Origin of the sequence: Geodermatophilus obscurus DSM 43160 (genome assembly GCF_000025345.1) — a bacterium.
Classification (GTDB): domain Bacteria; phylum Actinomycetota; class Actinomycetes; order Mycobacteriales; family Geodermatophilaceae; genus Geodermatophilus; species Geodermatophilus obscurus.
The window spans coordinates 3,912,099-3,931,472 of the sequence record NC_013757.1 but is presented as its reverse complement, the minus strand read 5'-3'; the positions used below and the strand labels follow the sequence as shown (position 1 = coordinate 3,931,472).

The window sequence follows — 19,374 nt, the reverse complement described above, 5'->3', positions numbered from 1 at the left end:
TGCACCGGCTGGCCGAGCTGACCCGAAGTGCCACCGAGCAGCAGGGGTCAGTGGACGGCGCGCTCCTGCCCGGCCCAGTAGGGCTCGCGCAGCTCGCGCTTGAGCACCTTGCCGGCGGGGGAGAGCGGCAGCGCGTCGACGACGTCCATCGACCTGGGCACCTTGTAGCTCGCGAGCCGGCCGGTGCAGGAGGCGCGCAGCTCCTCGAGGGTCACGGTGGCGCCGGCCGCCGGGACGACGACGGCGTGCACGCGCTCGCCCCAGGTGTCGTCGGGGACCCCGATGACCGCGCAGGTGGCCACCGCCGGGTGCTGGGCGAGGACGCTCTCCACCTCGACCGAGTACACGTTCTCCCCGCCGGAGATGATCATGTCCTTGAGGCGGTCGGTGAGGTACAGGTAGCCCTCGTCGTCCATCCGGCCGGCGTCGCCGGTGTGCATCCATCCGCCGCGCAGCGCCTCCGCGGTCTCCTCCGGCCGGTTCCAGTAGCCGAGCATCACGGAGCCGCCGCGGACGACGACCTCGCCGACCTCGCCGCGGGGCAGCTCGACGTCGTCCGGGCCGACGACGCGCACCTCGGCGTGCGGCGCGGCGCGGCCGACGGAGCGCCGGTGCCTGGGGTCCTGGTGGTCGTCCGCGGTGAGGAGGGTGGCCACGGGGGCCAGCTCGGTCATGCCGTAGGCCTGCAGGAAGCGTGCGTTGGGCAGCACCTTCATCGTCCGACCGAGCAGGGCGTCGGACATGGGGGAGGCGCCGTACATCAGGCGCCGGACGGTGGTCAGGTCGAACTCGTCGACCCGGGGGTGGTCGACCACGAGCTGGATCATCGTGGGGACCAGGAGCACGTCGGTCACGCCGTGCTCCTGGACGGCGGTCAGCACGGCGACCGGGTCGAACACCGGGATCGCCACCTGCGTGCCGCCGACCACGCCGTTGCCGACCCAGCCGGAGAAGGCGGCGGCGTGGAACATCGGCGCGGCGTGCAGGAGCACGCGGTCGGGCGTGACGTGATCGGTGGCCAGCGCGCCCATGGCCGACGTTAGCAGGTTGTCGTGGCTGAGCAGCACGCCCTTGGCCCGGCCGGTGGTGCCGCCGGTGTAGAAGACGCCGGCGGGCTGGTCGCCGCCGCGGCGGGCGTCCTCGACCGGCTCGGAGGTCTCCACCAGCTGCTCGAAGGCGAGCATGCCGTCGGGCGTGGGTCCGTCACCGCCGTGGACGACGTGCCGGAGCCACGGGTGGCCCGCCCTGATGCCCTCGGTGCACCCCGCGAAGACGTCGTCGACGACGAGGACCCGGGCGTCGACCTCGGCGAGCGACTCGGCGATCTCGGGGACGCTCCACCGGATGTTGACCGGGACGACGACGCCGCCGGCCCACAGCGTCGCGGCGAGGAACTCGGAGTAGCGGTCGGAGTTCAGCGACAGGATGGCCGCGCGCTCGCCGTCCCGGATGCCGAGCTGCTGGAGACCAGCGGCGAGCCGGGCGATCCGGTCGACCGACTCGGCGTGGGTCCGGGTGCGGCCGGCGCAGACGGTGGCGATCTCGTCCGGGCGTTGCTGGACGTGGCGGTGCAGCCCCTGGGTGAGGTACACGGCGGCCTCCCGATCCGGTGAGGGTCGGATCGTGGCGCCGGCGGAGCCCGCGTCGCCAGGGGCGGACGGCTCTGGGGCCGGCCACCCTCGTGCCGGCGGATGTACCCGGTGGCGACCGGGCCGCGGGTCCGCACCGTGCGTAGCAGCCGGTTGCCGCGGACGGAGGAACGCCGGGTCCCGCCCCATCCCGGCGCACGGCCACCTTGAGCTGCACCGGCTCCGCTGAGAGCCTGCCGGTGCTCGCCGCCACCGCTCCGGCCCCGCCGTGCGTGCCGTGGCACACCGGGCCTCGAGCGGTGCCCGAGCCGAACCGGACAGAGGGGAGGCCGACGTGAAGTACGTGCTCCAGTGGACCACCCGGTCCCGTGGGTCGGGCCAGGAGAACCTGGCGACCATGAAGCGCTCGCTCGAGGTGTTCAGCAAGTGGACGCCGAGCGCGACCATGCTCCAGTTCGTCAGCCGGGTCGACGGGCGAGGTGGGTTCGCCGTCGCCGAGACCGACGACCCGACCGCCCTGGCGAAGGACTGCGCGATCTTCAGCCCGTTCCTCGACTTCGAGCTGTACCCGGTGCTGGACATCCAGGAGGGAGCCGCCACCCTGCAGGCTGCGGTGGACTACAACGAGTCCCGATGACACGTCGGTGAGCGGGCGCCGAGGTCCGTCGGATCCGGCACTGCTGACCGGAGCGCGCCGGGGTGCCGTTCGCCGTCCAGGCTGCGTCCGTGTCGCGGCCTCAGCGGGCGGCGCTCCGGTCGTGCGCGGGGTGACGGGTGTCGGGAGGGGTGACCTCCCCATCCGATGGGTCCGGACCGGAACCGTGCGCTCGACGACGTCCGCGTCGCCGCGGGCGGCCGGCTCTGCGGCCGGCCGTCCCTGGCGGGCGAAGGTCAGCTGCCGGACGCCACCCGCTCGGCAGTACGGGCGGACTCGACGAAGGACCGGACGACGGGGTAGATCTCGGCCTCCCAGCGGGAGCCGCTGAAGACGCCGTAGTGGCCCACCCCGTTCTGCAGGTGGTGGCCCCTGCGCTCCTCCGGGATCCCGGTGCACAGCCGGTGGGCGGCCTCGGTCTGGCCGGGGGAGCAGATGTCGTCGTTCGCGCCCTCGACGGTGAGCAGCGCGGTGTTGCGGATGGCGCCGGGGTCGACGTGCTGTCCCCGCCAGGTGAAGCGCCCGAGCGGGAGCTCGTGCTGCTGGAAGACGCGGGCGACCGTCTCCAGGTAGAACTCCGCGGGGACGTCCATCACCGCGCCGTACTCGTCGTAGAAGGCGCGGGTGGTCGCAGCCGCGGCCGCGTTGCCGGTGACCAGGTCGCGGTACAGCCGGGCGTGCGCGCTGAGGTGCCGCCTGGGGTTCATCGACATGAAGGCCGTCAGCTGGACGACACCGGGGTAGACCCGCCGTCCGGCGCCCGGGTACCGGCTCGGCACGGTGTCGACAACCCGGCGCTCGAACCAGGAGATCGGCTTGTCGGCAGCGGACTTGTTGACCCGGTTGGGGTTGACCCGGGTGTCGATCGGGCCGGCCATGAGCGTGACGCTGGCCGGCTGGGCGGGGTCGTCCTGCGCCGCGAGCAGGGCGACGGCGGCCAGCACCGGGACGGCGGGCTGGCACACGGCCACGACGTGGGTGTCGGGGCCGAGGTGGCGCAGCGCCTGCATGACGTGCTCGATGTACTCGTCGAGGCCGAAGGGCCCGTGCGCCGCGGGGATGTCACGGGCGTTGTGCCAGTCGATGACGTAGACGTCGTGGTCGGCCAGCAGGGTCTTGATCGTCGGCCGGATCAGCGTCGTGAAGTGGCCGGACATGGGGCCGACGACGAGCACGCGGGGCTGGCCGGTCACCGAGGGCTTGGCGAAGTGCAGAAGGGTGCCGAAGGGCGTGGTCAGCGCGGGGCGCTCGAAGACGTCGGCGTCGCGGCCGTCGACCTGGACGGTCGGGATGCCGAACGCCGGGCGGTCGTGCGTGGGGCGCGCCTTGGCAACGATGTCGCAGAGGGCTCGCACGTGGCGGACGGCGGGCGTGCGGGCCCAGGGTGCGGGAAGGGCCTGCAGTGCCCGAGCGGTCAGCTCGGACGCCGTGAGGACGGGCGCCGTGGCTCGACGGTTGATCTCGTAAGCGGTGTAGAGCATCGGCCTGCCTGTCGCGGAGTCGGAGCGTTACCGGTGAGTTAGGTCACTGGCGAGTAACTTAAACGCGACGGCGGGATGACGGCGCAGCGACCCCCGTGTCGGTGACGTTGCGGGCGGTGTCGGCGGCACCGGCGTCCCGTGGGTAACAGCAGCCACTCCGGTCGCGCCGGACCGTCGCGGCGGTGCCGTCGACGGAGTCGGCGCTCGACGCCGCTGGGTCGGCCGGGTCTGACCTCAGCTCGCGGATGCGCCCCGGCGACCACGGAGCGCTCTGTGTCTCAGGGGCTGGTCAGACGGCCTCGGGGACGTGCAGGTGGGCGAGGACGAGGTCCATCTCAGCGACGTCGACGATCTTGGCGCCCATGGCCTGGGCGAACTGCTGGCGCAGGACCCGGGCGTGCTTGCGCACCAGCCCGGCCGCGTCGCGGTTTTCGAAGCTGGTGACGCTGACGGTCCGGCCGAGGCGCCGGTCGACCAGCATGCTGACGCTGCAGAAGCCGGGGAGCTCCTGCAGCTTGGGCAGCAGGTTGTGCCGGTAGGCGTCGAGCAGGTCGTCGAGGTGGTTCGGCGCGATGCGGGCCCAGGTGACCTGCGCGCCGGCGCCGTCCCCGGCCGGACGGTCCCGGTGGAGGACGGCGATCTCCCACTCCTGGACGTCGGCGTGCTCGCCGCCGAGGGTGTGCATGAGGCGGTGCTGGACGGTGCGGTCCTCGTGGGCGGTGGCGCGCATGGCCTGCTCGTCGACCCAGGAGGTCGCGACGATGCAGCGGCCGCTCTCGCGGTCGGCGAGCAGTGACAGGCCGACGCAGCCTTCCATCTTTGGCACCGCCGGCATCACCTCGTCGCGCACGTAGGCGATGCCGGCGTCGAGGTTGCTGAGGTTGCCGCGGATGCTGGTGGATCGGGCGTACATGCCACCTCCGTTCGGGCGGCGCCCCGGCGGCATCGCCTCGCGGCTCACCCTCTCGGCCTCCGGCTCGCGAGGCAATGGCTCGGTGAGGTGCTCCGAGCGTTCGACGGCCTGGCCTTGTTGACGTACGCGCGCCGGAGCTGCGCACCACCCTGACGTTCACGACCCGCGAGCTCTTCGGCCCGTGCAGCGAGGCGATCGATGAGGACCGGACGGCCCAGCCCGGGCAGTCCCCGATGCCGTAAGCGACTTGGTCTCCGCTGAGCCCTTGGCTCGCGGAGATCCTCGTCCCGGAGCGCCGGGTGGCGAGTGATCACCCAAGACAACGGACTCGTGATCCTCCACGTCGGGGCAGATGTGACAACTGGGATGGAGTGCAGCGCTGCCGTGCCAGTTGCCGAATCAGTTCCAGTCGGTTGGACCCATGGCCCTGCCCGGACGCCTACAGTCCGTTGGGGCTGTCTCACGGGCGGTGGTGCTGGCCCGTGACCGAGTGAGGAAACGAGGAGAGGTGTCGGCAAGCTTCATCAGCACTGCTATGGAGTCGGCGCAAACAGACCATCGCTGCACGCCCGACCGGCAGCGGCGACTGACGGGTGCACGGGGACGGCGGCGGACGGCCAAGTCTGGCTTGGCCCACGACTGGGTTACGCCCCTCAGGTGCATGAGCGGGACCACCACCTGCCCGAGGGCCACCTCGCCCATGAGGGGGAAACGATGACGTCCACAATTAAGCGCTCAGCTGACGACTTCCAAGGCGCCCCCGGGTCGGTCGTCGAGGTCCGCGACGAACAGTGGCTCATCACCGGGGTCGAGAAGGACGGCGACGGCTGGCTGATCGACGTCCAAGGGCTCACGGAGCTGGTCCGCGACACCACAGCCACCTTCGCAACTGTTCTGGACGACGTCCGTGTCGTAGACCCGGCCGACGCCAGGGTCGTGGCGGACGACTCCCCGGCATACCGGCGCACGCGCCTCTGGCTTGAGGCCATGCTGCGTAAGTCGCCGGTCCCGCTCACCGACCCGGCCCTCACCGTGGCGACCCGCGGTCTGGCGGACCCGCTCGGCTACCAGCAGGCTGCGGTCCGCAAGGCGCTCGACCCGGAGAACCTCCGCCCGCGGATCCTGCTCGCGGACGCGGTCGGCCTCGGCAAGACGCTGGAGATCGGCATGATCCTCGCCGAGCTCGTCCGCCGGGGCCGGGGTGAGCGCATCCTCGTGGTCACCCCACGCCACGTCCTCGAGCAAATGCAGTTCGAGTTGTGGACCCGGTTCGCGCTCCCGTTTGTCCGCCTCGACTCACTCGGCATCCAGCGCATCCGGCAGCAGCTCCCCGCGAACCGCAACCCCTTCACCTTCTACAAGCGCGTGATCATCTCTATCGACACGCTGAAGTCCGACCGCTACCTGGCCCACCTGCAGAAGCAACGGTGGGACGCCGTCGTCATCGACGAGTCGCACAACGTCACGAACTCCACCTCGCAGAACAACCGACTCGCCCGCCTCCTCGCGTCCCGTACCGACGCGCTCGTGCTGGCGTCCGCGACGCCGCACAACGGCAAGACCGCGTCGTTCGCGGAGCTCGTCCGGATGCTCGACCCGAGCGCGGTGCGCCCGGACGGCGGCCTCATCGAGGACGAGGTGAAGCGGCTGGTCATCCGCCGGCACCGGCACAGCCCCGACGTCGCCAGCGTGGTCGGCGGCGACTGGGCCGAGCGCAAGGAGCCGCAGAACCTGCTGGTGGCACCTTCGCCCGCGGAGAGTGCCATCGTCCGCGAGCTCGAGGACACGTGGCTGTACCCACCGGACGGGTCATCCCCGTACTCCGGAGCCAACGGCGGTCTCTTCCCCTGGACGCTGGCCAAGGCCTTCCTCTCCTCGCCGGCGGCCTTGCGCGAATCCGTGCGCGAGCGGATCCGTCGGCTGGACCCGCCGCGGAAGGGGGACCAGGCCGCTCGCCCAGCGCCCACCTCCGAACAGCGCCGTGAGATCGAGGCGCTGGAGAACCTGGACGCCCTGGCCGCCGAGGCGGGCACGGAGACGTCCGGCAAGTGCGCCGCGCTGCTGACCTACCTGCGAAAGATCGGCGTCGGCCCCAAGAAGCCAATGCGCGCCGTCGTCTTCGCCGAGCGCGTTGCCACGCTCCGCTGGCTGCAAGAGTCGCTCTGTGCCGACCTCGGCCTGTCCCAGGACCAGGTCGCCGTCCTGCACGGCGGTCTCAGCGACGTCGATCAGCAGGAGGTCGTCGAGTCGTTCAAGCAGGCATCGTCACCGATCCGGGTCCTCGTCACCGGCGACGTCGCTTCAGAAGGCGTCAACCTGCACGCGCAGTGCCACGAGCTGATTCACTTCGACATCCCCTGGTCGCTGATCCGGATCGAGCAGCGCAACGGGCGCATCGACCGGTACGGGCAGAAGCACCAGCCGCAGATCACCACACTCCTGCTCGATCCGGACAGCGGGAAGTTCGCCGGTGACGTGCGCGTGCTCGCGAAGCTGGTGGAGAAGGAGGACGAGGCGCACAGGGCGCTCGGTGACTCTGCCTCGTTGATGGGCAAGTACGACGTCGAGGCCGAGGAGGACGCCATCCGCCGGGTGCTCGCGGAAGGCCGTGACCTCGACGACGAGGTGAAGACCGTCGAGGAGGTCAAGGCCTCGCCCGGGATAGCTGGCCTCTTCGCTCGCCTCACCGCAGCCAAGCCCGCCGACGTGCCCACGACGGCGCCGCCAAGCGGTGGATCGGTCGGGGTCTTCCCGACTGAGCTCGACTTCTTCCGCGAGGCGCTCGACGAGTTCCTCCCCACCCCCGGAGCCGAGCCGCCCAACGGGGTCTCGTGGAAGGAGCACCCCGAATACTCCATCGTCGAGTTCGTGCCGCCGGCCGACCTGCGTCAGCGCCTGGAGGTGCTGCCGCAGTCGTACCTAGCCGCCCGTCGGGTGGCCCAGAAGATGCGGCTTGCGAGCACTCCACAGCGGGGCAAGGCGGAGCTGACCCAGGCGCTCGCCGACGAGTCGACCTCCCTCTGGCCGGAGGCGCACTACCTCGCACCGCTGCACCCGGTCGTGGACTGGGCCAGTGATCGCGCGCTGGCCAGCCTGGGCCGCAACCAGGTGTTCGCCGTCCGTGGTGACGTCGACGAGCTGACCGTGCTGCTGCAGGGCAGCCTGACCAACGTCCGCGGCCAGGTGGTGGCGGCGTCGTTCTTGCTCGCCACCTTCCCGAACCCGATGAACAGCTCATTCGCCCTCGTCACGCCGTACGCCTCGGCGGCGGCCGCTCTCGCTGAGGCCGGATTCACCGGGGTGACCATCAACGCCGGCGGCCTCGTCGATGCGGATCTGCTTACCTGTTACGTCGGTCCCGCGGTCCGAGCCGCTGACCAGCTCATGGGTGACGTGGTCCAGGCAGCCGAGTCGGCCACTCGGGAGCGGGTGCAGCGGTGGTCGGAGCGAACGAATCGATGGGACGACGAGGCGGGGGCGTTGGTGCAGCGTTCGGAGCTGCGTGACCGGCGTCAGCGCATGGAGGAAGAGCGGGAGATGGCGAAGGGCATGCTGCCCGAGCGGCGACTGGTGCGCCCTCTCCTGATGGTCGTCCCACGTGAGGCCGACGTCCGCGCGATGGTGGGAGGGAACTGATGGCCGGCAGTGACGCCATCCTCATCGGCGAGGACTGGATCTCCGAGCACTTCTTCACCACCGACGCCACCTCGCAGTCCTTCCAGGCGCGGGTGGTCGCGCGACGCAAGGCGTGGGACGAGGCGCAGGCAGCAGGCGCTCCGCGCGAAGACGGCCGGCAGCGCCCAGCAGCGACCACGCGCACCCGGTTCACCCAGGCCCGCCGCTGGCTGCTGGACCAGCTGACCGGCCTCGGTGTGGCTGCGGAGGACACCGACCTGGTCCCCGTACCGGACGGCGTCCTTCCCGACCTGTACGCGCGGCTGCTCGAGGTGCTCGGATACGGCGGCGTCGGTCTGCACACCGAACGCACCGGTCCGGTGCTCCGCGTCAGCGCGCCGGGGATGACGGACGGCGCACCGCTGGTCATCGTCGAGGGACGGGCCACCGGGAGCCTGGAGACGTTGCTGCAGAAGGACGCCGACACGTTGCTGTCGCCGTTCGCGCTCGACTACAAGACAGAGCTGACTTCCGTGGCCCGCACGTTGTCGGCCCTCTTCGTGTCGGACGACGCACCCACCTTCGCGCTGGTGTTGGCGGGACGCTTCGTGCTCGTCGCCGAACGCGCCAAATGGGCGGAAGGCCGCTACCTGACTGTCGATCTCCAGCTGGTGTGTGAACGCAACGAGGACCGTCGTGGCGGTGAGGTCGACCGCGCGCTGGTCTGCATCAGCGCGGAGTCCCTCGCACCGGATGCCGAGGGTGACATCTGGTGGAGCGCGGTCCTCGAGGAGTCCGTCAAGCACACCGTGGGGGTGTCGAAGGACCTGCGCGAGGGCGTCCGCCTGTCGATCGAGATCCTCGCAAACGAGGTCGTGAACCGGCGCACTCGCCAGGGCCTCCAGCCGCTGCCGGCCGATCAGGCACAGCCGCTCGCCATCCAGTCGCTGCGGTTCCTCTACCGCATCCTCTTCCTGCTGTACGCCGAGGCTTCGCCGGAGCTGGGGGTGCTGCCCGTCGGCTCACCGGAGTACGAGAGGGGGTACAGCCTCGACCGCTTGCGCGAGCTGACCCTCGTTGAGCTGGCCAGCCCCAGCGCGCAGCACGGATCGCACCTGTACGACTCCCTGGCCGTGCTGTTCCGGCTCGTCGACCGCGACACCAAGACGATCGCCACGGACGGTCAACCACCCGAGGGCTTGAACTTCCGCAGCTTGCGCGCCGACCTCTTCCGGCCGGTGGCCACGGCCCACATTGACGACGTCGGGCTGGGGAACGCGGCCCTCCAGCAGGTTCTGCGTCACCTGCTGTTGAGCAAGGAGTCGAAGGGGAAGGACCGCGGCTTCATCTCCTACGCCGAGCTCGGCATCAACCAGCTCGGGGCCGTCTACGAGGGCCTCATGAGCTACACCGGCTTCTTCGCCGAGACGGATCTGTACGAGGTGGCCAAGGGCGGCGACGCCGGCAAGGGTTCCTGGGTCGTGCCCGTGGACCGGGCCGACGACATCTCACCGTCCGACTTCGTCAGGAACGAGGACCCGGTCACCGGGGAGGAGCGGCCGGTCCTGCACCGGCAGGGCTCCTTCGTCTTCCGGCTGGCCGGACGGGAGCGCCAGCAGTCCGCGTCGTACTACACGCCCGAGGTGCTCACCCGGTTCGTGGTTTCACAGGCCCTGGAAGAGCTGCTGGACCAGGACGGCGAGAGGACCTCCGCCGAGCAGGTGCTTCAGCTGACCGTGTGCGAGCCGGCCCTGGGGTCCGGCGCGTTCGCCATCGAGGCGGTTCGACAGCTCGCCGAGCAGTACCTCCGTCGCCGGCAGGAGGAGCTCGGTCAGCGGATCGAGCCCGATGAGTACCCCCGCATCCTGCAGCAGGTGAAGGCCTACATCGCACTGCACCAGGTGTACGGCGTCGACTTCAACGCCACAGCGGTGGAGCTCGCCGAGATCTCCCTCTGGCTCGACACCATGGTGGAAGGGCTGGACGCCCCGTGGTTCGGACTGCACCTGCGACGCGGCAACTCGCTTATCGGTGTTCGTCGGGCGACGTTCCGGCGGGACCAGGTGACGAAGAAGACCTGGCTCACCGACGTGCCCACGGACGCCCCGCTCACGACGTTGGCCCAGGACGTCGAGGCCGAGACGCTGGCGACCGGGGTCAGCGGACGGATTCACCACTTCCTGTTGCCGTCCGCGGGGTGGGGCGCGACGGTGGACGCCAAGGAAGCCAAGGCATTGGCCCCTGATGCGCTCGTCCGGTTGAAGGCCTGGCGCAAGAGCCTGCAGGTCAAACCGAGCGTCAAGCAGGTGGGCGCCCTGGTGGACCTCGGCTACCGCGTCGAGGCGCTGTGGCAGATCGCCTACCGGCGGCTGCAGATCGCTGAGCAGGAGATCCGCCGGGCCATCCCGGTGTGGGGCACCGAGGCCTTGCCCGAAGGCGGCGCGGTCCAACGCGCGGAGATCGAGGAGGCGCTCGCCGACGCAACAGGCGCCTACCGCCGCCTGCGCCGGGTCATGGACGCGTGGTGTGCCCTGTGGTTCTGGCCGCTCACCGACACTTTGACGACTCGCGAGGTCGACGGGGTGCCGCGTCGGATCGATCCGCCGACGTTGGACCAGTGGATTGACGCGCTGCAGATGCTGCTCGGGCGGCACGCCGGCAGAGGTCGCACCGCGGCCGGGCAGCAGACGATCGCCGCAGGGACGACCTGGGCAGAGCTCGGCGACTTCGAGACAAACGACCTCGGCTTCGCCAGTGCCTATTCGGTGCCCGCGGTCTTGACCAAGCACCCGTGGCTCATAGTTTGCGAGCAGGTGGCATCGCAGCAGGGCTTCTTCCACTGGGAGCTTGACTTCGCGCCGGTCCTTGGGCGCGGTGGCTTTGATTTGCAAGTGGGAAATCCGCCGTGGGTACGTCCGCGACTGGATTTTGATGCATTGCTCGCTGAAGGTGATCCGTGGTGGCAGCTTGCCGTTAAGCCGGACCAGGAAGAGCTGGTCCGCAAGCGTGCGGCCACCCTCGTGCTCCCCGGAATGAGAAATCTTGTGCTCGACGGCGTCTCCGAGGCGTCATCGAACCTAGCGTTCCTTGGGTCTGCGCAGCACTTCCCCGTTCTCGACGGGATGCAGACGGACCTATATCGCTGCTTCATGGCGCAGGTCTGGCGGGCTGGGGCTCATGAGGGCGTGCAAGCTTTGATTCACCTCGAGTCACACTTCACGGATGAAGCTGCTGGCCACCTGCGGGCCGAGACCTACAGGCGCCTTCGACGCCACTGGGAGTTCATCAATGAGCTCAAGCTTTTTGAGATCCAGCATCAGAAGCACTATGGGGTCAATGTCTATGGTCGACCGCTTGCTCGGCCCAGGTTCGTAATGGCCACGTCGCTCTTTCACCCCGACACCGTACTGAGGTCACTGGCCCACGACGGTTCTGGACCTGAGCCAGGAGTTAAGCATCCGGATGGAGGCTGGGATCTGCGCCCCCACCGTAATAGAGTGTTCATGGTCGACTCAGCGATGATTAAGTCGTGGGCGACAATCCTGGAGCAAAAGCATAGCCCTCCGCACGAGAGTCGGATGGTATACGCAGTCAACCGCGCCGCTGCTCAGGCGCTCGACTTAATCGGGCGCGCCCCACGAATAGCAGACGAGGGATGGGAGTTCGCGACCGGATCTCCCGAACGTGCGGCTGTTCAGCGAGGAGTGATCGAACCCCGTTGGGGTGCACCGTCCAGTTGGGATGATGTCTGGCTCCAGGAATCCCACTTTTACGTCGCGACGCCGTTCTTCAAGGCGCCGAACGAGAGCATGCGCCACTCGACAGATTGGTTTGAGGTAGACATTGAAGCGGTAGGGGACGCCGACGTCCCTGTGACCGCATACAAGCCGGGGTCGGACCGACCGCTCTACAACGCCTTCACTGCTTGGTGGAACCACGGTGGTCAAGCATCGCGCGAAGCGTTCAGGGTCGTGTGGCGCAAGATGGTCGATAATTCAGGAAAGCGCACGCTAGTAGCGTCGATCGCTCCTCCGGGTGCGAATCAAGGCGATTCGGTCTCCTCAATGGGGGGCGGAGAGCGTTCCAACTTGGACCTCGTGGAGCTCGCTGGCACGCTCGCATCGCTGCCGCTAGATTTCGCTATCCGCGCGGTACCAAAGAATAATGTAGTCCCGGCCACCATTCGTCGTCTACCACGATTCGCATTGCCGGAACTGGCGGGCGAGCTAAGTCTGCGCACGTTGAGGCTCAACTGCCTGACGGCCGCATACGCACCGCTTTGGGAAGACTGCTTCGATGCGCTTCCCTCATTCGCGGGCTGGACGGGCGGTTTTGAGCATGGTGAGCGTGGGCCACTGGCGGTCGACTCGAAGGAGTGGTCGACAACGGTTGGACTCCGTCGTGCCGCTGATCGCCGACAAGCACTACTGGAGATCGATACAATCGTCGCCTTGAGTTTGAAGATGCATATCGAGGACCTCTGTACCATTTATCGAACACAATTCGGCAGTCTCTACTTCTATGACCGCAACTCCTGTTGGTACGACCAGAACGGTCGAGTGGTCCCGACGGCGGTTCTCCAGGCTTGGCGTCGTAAGGGTGACCGGATTACTGACAACGAGCGGACTGCTACGAATCAGGCAGGCAATACGTACATGTACAAGTTGCCTTTCGTGACCCTCGACCGCGAGGCCGACATGCGGCAGGCGTACGCCCACTTCGAGCGGCTGCTGAAGGACCGCTCGTGAGTGAGCTACTGCCCACGGTCCAGGCCGAGGAGATCCGAGACAGCCTCCTCGACTACCTGACGACGACGTTCGCCCTCACTGACGAAGATGCGCGAACCGCCTTGACGGAATTCCTCCAAGACTCGGAGACGGGGCTGTTCAAGGGTCCGTACGTCCGGTTCCGCCTGCCGTTCCGGCCGGCGGAGCCCGGCTGGCGGTCGTCGCTGGACTGGTACGAGGGGTTCCCGCCGTACGGGCACCAGGCTGCAGCGTTCGCTCGGCTGTCGAGCGCCAACTTGTCGTCGGACAAGCCGCGACCTCTGCCGACGCTGGTCACCACCGGAACCGGCTCGGGAAAGACCGAGGCCTTCCTCGTCCCGATCCTCGACCATGTCCTGCGGGCGAAGCGCAACGGCGTCACCGGGACCAAGGCGATCGTCCTCTACCCGATGAACGCCCTTGCCAACGACCAGGCCAAACGGCTGACCGAGCTACTCGTGAAGCTCGACGCGCTGGCAGGTGTGTCGGCTGCCCTGTACACCGGGCAGAAGGGGGCGAGCCGAACGCGGGTGACCGCCGACGGGCTGATCACCGATCGGGCCGTCATCCGCAGCGACCCGCCGGACATCCTGCTCACCAACTACAAGATGCTGGACCAGCTGCTGCTCCGGCACGACGACGCCGGGCTGTGGGCGAAGAGCGCCCGCAGCCTGCAGTACCTGGTCCTCGACGAGTTCCACACCTATGACGGGGCGCAAGGCACCGACGTCTCGATGCTCCTTCGGCGGCTCGGCCTTGCCCTCAAGAGCCATTGGCCCGCAAGCGATCCGACGCTCACACCCGAGGACTGGCAGCGTCCGCTGGGCCTGATCACACCGGTCGCCACCTCGGCCACGCTGGGGGACAAGGGCGATCCTGCCGCGATGCTCGAGTTCGCCCGGACCGTGTTCGGCGAGGAGTTCCCGGCCGACAGCGTCATTACCGAGACGCGGCTCGAGCCGTCCGACTGGATCGGGGCCGCGCCGAGCCGAGTGGGTGAGCTGGGGTTCGTGCCCGTACCTCTCGATGACGCCGTCGTGGCGGGCATCGCCGAGGCGGTGGAGGCCCTCGAGGACGAGGCCGACGGCCGACGCATCACCGAGGTGGTGGTCGGCGGGCTCTACATCGCGGAAGGGATCGGCGGCCGGATACCGCGGTCCCAGTTGACGGCCACCCCCGAGGCCTCGCTACTCGCGATGCTCAAGGGGCACCCGATAACGCCACTGCTGCTCGACGCTGCGGCCGATGCGGTGTCCGCGTCGCAGCTCGCTGATGCGCTGGCCGCGGCTGCCGGCTCGGCAGATCAGCCGTTGCCGGCCCGGTGGCAGAAGTTCGTCGTCGCTCTGCTCGCCGCCTTCAGCCACGTCCGCTCGGTCGTCGGTCGCGAGGCCGCGTCCGTCGATCTGCACCTGTGGGTCCGCGAGCTCTCCCGGATCGATCGGACGGCCAGCGGGACCGCCCGCTATCACTGGAGCGACGACGGCGAGCTGCAGAGTGTCCACTCCGCCGAGGCGACTGCCGTGGACCAGGGACGGCCACTGCCCGCGCTGTTCTGCCGGCACTGCGGGCGCTCGGGCTGGGGCGTGATCCTTGCGCCGACAGGCTCGGACCTCGACACCAACGACGAGACGATCCGGAGTCGCCGATTCCGGCGTGACGACAGGTTCCGGCCTCTGATCCACGCCCCGGCGGAAGGCGACCGCGCTACCGCGCGGGACGCGGATCCGGTCGAAGGGCTCATGTGGTTCGCCGTCCGGGAACGTCGACTGCTTGCCGCGCTGCCCGACGACGAACGGGAGATCCGCAGCGGCGGTGTCCTCCCGGTCCTCACGCACCAAGGTGTCGACGCGGGCGAGCTGTCGCTCGACGACACCTGTCCTGCCTGCCAGCACAAGGACGGGATCCGGTTCCTCGGCTCGGCGATCGCGACGCTGCTCTCGGTGACGCTGTCCACCTTGTTCGGTGCCGAGGGGTTGGACGAGGCGGAGAAGAAGGCGCTGGTCTTCACCGACAGCGTGCAGGACGCCGCGCACCGCGCCGGGTTCGTGCAGAGCCGCTCGTACAGCCTCACCCTGCGCTCGGTGCTGCGCGAGGCAGTGGGTGAGCAACCGGTCAGCCTGGACGGTCTCGTCGAACAGGTGATCCTCGACGCCGGGGACAACCCGCACCGCCGCTACCGCGTCGTACCTCCCGCGGTCGTCGATCGGGAGGAGTTCGCTCCCTTCTGGCAGAAGCCCCGACTGCGCGACGTGCCGGCCGGGGTCCGCACCCGGGTGAAGCGCCGGCTTCTGCTGGACGCGTCTCTGGAGTTCGGGCTCCAGTCCCGCACCGGTCGAACGCTCGAGCGCACCGGAAGCGCCTCCGCCGAGGTGGCGGTAGCGCCGGCCGTGCTCGTGCGGGCGGCCGACCAGGCGATCGACGAGGCCGGTGGCCTCCCCACGCTCAACGGGCTCGAACCCGACACCAGAGCCAAGACAGCATGGGTGCGCGGGGTCCTCGAGCGCATGCGTGAGCGAGGCGCCATCGAGCATGAGTGGTTCAGCCGCTACCAGCAGGAGGACGGGAACCGTTGGTCGTTGACGGGAGGGCGTCCGCGGTCCGACGGCATGCCGGCTTTCCCGGCCGGGCGACCAGCGCCCGGGTATCCGCGGATCGGCGGCGACAAGCTGAAGAAGCAGACCGACCTGGACCCCGTCACGAGCTCGCAGAGCTGGTACGCCCAGTGGACGGCGAAGAACCTGGGGCTCGCGCCCGCGGACGGCGCCAAGCTCGCTCGACTGCTCCTCCAGCGTCTCGCCCAGCTGAACGTGATCGGCGTGGTCACCAGCAGGACCGCTGCGCAGATCTACCAGCTGCCGCAGTCCTCGATCGTCGTGGGACCGGTCGCGCTGCCGGACCTAGAGGCGGGTGCTCACCACCTGCTGTGCGACGTCTGCCAGACCCTCGTCCCAGGCAGCAGGACCGTCGTCCAGCAGCTGGCCGGCGCCCCCTGCATGGTCGCCCGCTGCGCCGGGCATCTGCGGCCGGAAGGCCGGCAGGACAACTTCTACCGGCGGATGTACGCATCGACCGACGTCCGCCGGGTGGTGGCTCGTGAGCACACCAGCCTGCTCGAGGACAAGGACCGCCTGCGGTACGAGGAACAGTTCAAGGCGCAGCAGGCAAATCCCGACGCGCCCAACGTCCTCGTCGCCACGCCCACCCTGGAGATGGGCATCGACATCGGTGACCTGTCCGCGGTGATGCTCGCGTCTCTCCCGCGGACCGTGGCCTCGTACCTCCAACGAGTCGGCCGTGCCGGCCGGCTGACCGGCAACGCGATGAACCTGGCGTTCGTCACGGGACGGGGCGACCAGCTCCCGCGGCTGGGCGATCCGCTGTCGGTGATCAACGGTCAGGTGCGACCGCCGGCCACCTATCTCGATGCCGAGGAAATCCTTCGGCGCCAGTACGTCGCCTCCGTCGCCGACCGCCTCGCCCGCGACCCGCAGGCGCCCCATCCCCATTCCGCCCAGGACGCCATCGGGAGCACCGAGGACGGTTCCTACCTGCACGCGCTGATCACCGAGGCCGAGACACACGCCGACGGGTTGCTCACCGCGTTCCTCGACGGATTCCCGGACCTCGGGGAGACGGCGCGAGAGGCGCTGCGCCGCTGGGCGACGCCCCTCGACGGAGCCCCGGGCACCAGCGCGTTAGCGGGGCGCCTGCACCGCGAGGCGCAGCGATGGGCGCACACGGTCGAGACGCTGGAGTTCCGCCGCGCCGCCATCACGGCCGCGCTGCCCGACCTGCAGAAGATCGCCGAAGGGCCGGCCGCGACCGACGAGGACAAGCGCGCGTTCCGAACGGCTCGTGCTTCCCTGCGCCTGACCCAGAAGCAACTCTCGGATCTCCGCGGCGACTACTGGATCGGTGTCCTGGAGGAGTACGGCCTGTTCCCCAACTACACGCTCCTCGACGACAGCGTCACGCTCGACGTCACGCTGAGCTGGGTCGACCCTGACACCGGCGAGTACCAGACCGACCCCTTCTCGTACCACCGTGGCGGCAGCCAGGCGCTCCGCGAGTTCGCACCTGGGGCCACCTTCTACGCCGGCGGCCACCGGTTGTTCATCGACGCCATCGACCTCGGGCACGACGGAGAAGCCGTCCGCACCTGGGTGTTTTGCCCGGCCTGCGGTTACGCCGCCGATCCGGCCGTGAGCGGGACGATCGCCAGCTGTCCACGCTGCGGGAACGCGGAGATCGCGGACACCAAGCAGCGGCTCGACGTCGTCGAACTCAACCGGGTCTACTCGGCGATGCGCCGCGACGACGCCGCCATCACCGACGAGCGAGACGAGCGCACGAGCGAGGTCTTCTCACTGGTCACCGCGGCTGATGTCGATCCGGCGCAGGTGACGCGTCAGTGGTTCGTCGAGGACTACGGGTTCGGCGCCAAGCACCTCCGTGACCAGACGATCCGGTGGATCAACATCGGCAAGGCGACAGGTCAGGGGTCGTCCCGCGTCCTCGCCAACACCGAGCACACGGCACCGCTGTTCCGGATCTGCAAGTCGTGCGGTCAACTCGACACCTCGACGGGTGCCAACCGTCCTAGCGAACATCGCCCTTGGTGCCCCCACCGCAAGGCCACCATCGAGAGCACCCGCAACATCGCGTTGAGCCGTACGCTTCGCACCGAAGGGCTCGTCGTGCGGCTGCCCCGTTCGGTGACGCTCGGGGACAACTTCGCCATCCCGAGCCTGTCCGCGGCCATCCTGCTGGGTCTGCGGGAACGCATCGGTGGTGCGCCCGACCACATCCAGGTCGCCACCGTCGTGGACCCCACCCTGTCCGACGGCACCGACAACCACGACGCGCTCCTCCTACACGACGTCGTCCCCGGTGGCACGGGATACCTGTCAGAGCTCGCCGATCCTGAGACCGTCTGGTCCATCCTCTACCGGGCCTGGACCACGCTGCGGGACTGCGAGTGCCAGGCCGAGAAGCGGCTTGCCTGCCACCGCTGCCTGCTGCCGTTCGCCGCTCCACACCAGGTGAAGTCGGTGTCTCGGGCCGCCGGTGAGCGGCACCTGCGCGACATCCTCACCAGCGGCACCGGCGACGAACCGCCGGCGGAGATGGCCTGGACCTGCACCATCACCGAGCCCAGTGGCTTCGACCCGGAGTCGAACCTCGAGCAGCGGTTCCGCGCTGTCTTCAACGCCCGGCTGAAGGCAGCCGGTGCGACCGTCAAGGACCAGCCGACGAGTGCAGGCAACCGCTCGACCATCACCGTGGGCGGTAGCGGACGGGTGTGGACCCTGGAGCCCCAGCAGATCGTGCTCGGCTCCAAGCCGGACTTCATCTTGAGGTGCAACCAGGCCGGCATCCCGGAGGTGGCCATCTTCACCGACGGGTGGCGCTACCACGCCAGCCCGGCCATCAACCGACTCTCCGACGACGCCGGCAAGCGGGCAGTGCTGCGGGACAGCGGCCGGATGGTGCTGGGGGTCACCTGGCAGGACCTCGAGGACGCCGAAGCCGGCGCCGTCGCCCCGCCGTCCTGGTTCTCTCCTGACCAGTCGGGCCCCATCATCGAGGCCGCCGCCGGACAGCTCACGGCCGCGTCGATCGAGCTCATCGCCGGCGGGCCGGTGGACTTCCTGATCGGCTGGATCCAAAATCCCCAGCCGGCGGCCGTGGAGAACCTCGCGAACTGGCTCCCGCTGTTCCTCCTGAGCTCAGCCGGGCACCAGGGCGTCAGGGTGGACGGTCCGGCCGCCACGGCGATGCAGGTGCTCGACGGCCTGACCCCAGAGCCGGCGGACGGGGTCTTCGGCTGGCTGTGGAGGGATGACACCGTCGCCCTCTCGGCGCGGGTCGCTGACCCAGCGACGAACTCAGCGGAGGTGGCGCTCATCCTCGATGACCGGACCGACCGCGTAGGCGAGGCGCATCGGAACGCCTGGCGCGACTGGCTGAGGCTCAGCAACCTGCTGAACCTCCGCACGGCGCCCACCGTCATCAGCACGAGAACGCGAGTGGCCTCCTCGACGGGGACGTCGGGGTCCGCGGTGACGCCCGCGACGACGTTGCCCGCGGAGTGGCAGGAACTGTACGAGAACGGCACCGCGCTCGAGCGCGAGCTCGTCGTCGCCCTGGCGGAGGCGGGAGTAGACGTGCCCACCCAGGGGGACGAGACGGCGGAGGGAATCGTCCTGTCACTCTCCTGGCCGGAGCACCGTGTGGTCGTGGACATCGGCTTCAACGACGACGACCGAGCTGATCTTCAGGACGCCCAGTGGCACGTCGTCCCGCCGGATGTCGACGCCGTTCGTGAAGCACTCACCGTAAGAAGGCCGTAGTC

Annotated in this window: 7 protein-coding genes; 4 read left to right on the top strand and 3 right to left on the bottom strand. The window is 69.2% G+C overall.

Going from position 1 to position 19,374, the window contains the following annotated elements; genetic code table 11:
- Positions 1-47: 47 nt before the first annotated feature.
- Positions 48-1,592: an acyl-CoA synthetase gene (locus GOBS_RS18270; protein WP_012949750.1), complete on the bottom strand. Its 1,545-nt coding sequence runs from the start codon at positions 1,590-1,592 to the stop codon at positions 48-50.
- 331 nt (positions 1,593-1,923) lie between these two features.
- On the opposite strand from GOBS_RS18270, the gene GOBS_RS18265 reads away from it, so the two are divergent.
- Entirely contained in the window at positions 1,924-2,226 is a 303-nt protein-coding gene (locus tag GOBS_RS18265; protein ID WP_012949749.1) for a DUF3303 domain-containing protein, read from the top strand.
- 254 nt (positions 2,227-2,480) lie between these two features.
- Here the strand turns inward: GOBS_RS18265 and GOBS_RS18260 are convergent, their stop codons facing one another.
- Both GOBS_RS18260 and GOBS_RS18255 read right to left on the bottom strand, forming a co-directional pair.
- On the bottom strand, positions 2,481-3,725 hold the full coding sequence (locus GOBS_RS18260; RefSeq protein WP_012949748.1) for a polyhydroxyalkanoate depolymerase: 1,245 nt from the start codon (positions 3,723-3,725) through the stop codon (positions 2,481-2,483).
- A gap of 289 nt (positions 3,726-4,014) precedes the next feature.
- Entirely contained in the window at positions 4,015-4,638 is a 624-nt protein-coding gene (locus tag GOBS_RS18255; protein ID WP_012949747.1) for a hypothetical protein, read from the bottom strand.
- A gap of 657 nt (positions 4,639-5,295) precedes the next feature.
- Between GOBS_RS18255 and GOBS_RS18250 the strand changes: the two genes are divergently transcribed.
- Genes GOBS_RS18250 through GOBS_RS18240 form a run of 3 tightly spaced genes read left to right on the top strand, consistent with a single transcriptional unit; the run spans position 5,296 to position 19,372 of the window.
- Positions 5,296-8,274 carry an SNF2-related protein gene (locus tag GOBS_RS18250; protein ID WP_208104319.1) on the top strand — a complete coding sequence of 993 codons (2,979 nt, stop codon included), beginning with the start codon at positions 5,296-5,298 and terminating at the stop codon, positions 8,272-8,274.
- Positions 8,274-13,001, top strand: coding sequence for a hypothetical protein (locus GOBS_RS18245; RefSeq protein WP_012949745.1), 4,728 nt, complete (start codon positions 8,274-8,276; stop codon positions 12,999-13,001). The genes GOBS_RS18250 and GOBS_RS18245 overlap by 1 nt, the downstream gene beginning before the upstream one ends.
- On the top strand, positions 12,998-19,372 hold the full coding sequence (locus GOBS_RS18240) for a DEAD/DEAH box helicase (protein ID WP_012949744.1): 6,375 nt from the start codon (positions 12,998-13,000) through the stop codon (positions 19,370-19,372). Before GOBS_RS18245 ends, GOBS_RS18240 begins: the two co-directional genes overlap by 4 nt.
- The last annotated feature ends 2 nt before the right edge of the window (positions 19,373-19,374 follow it).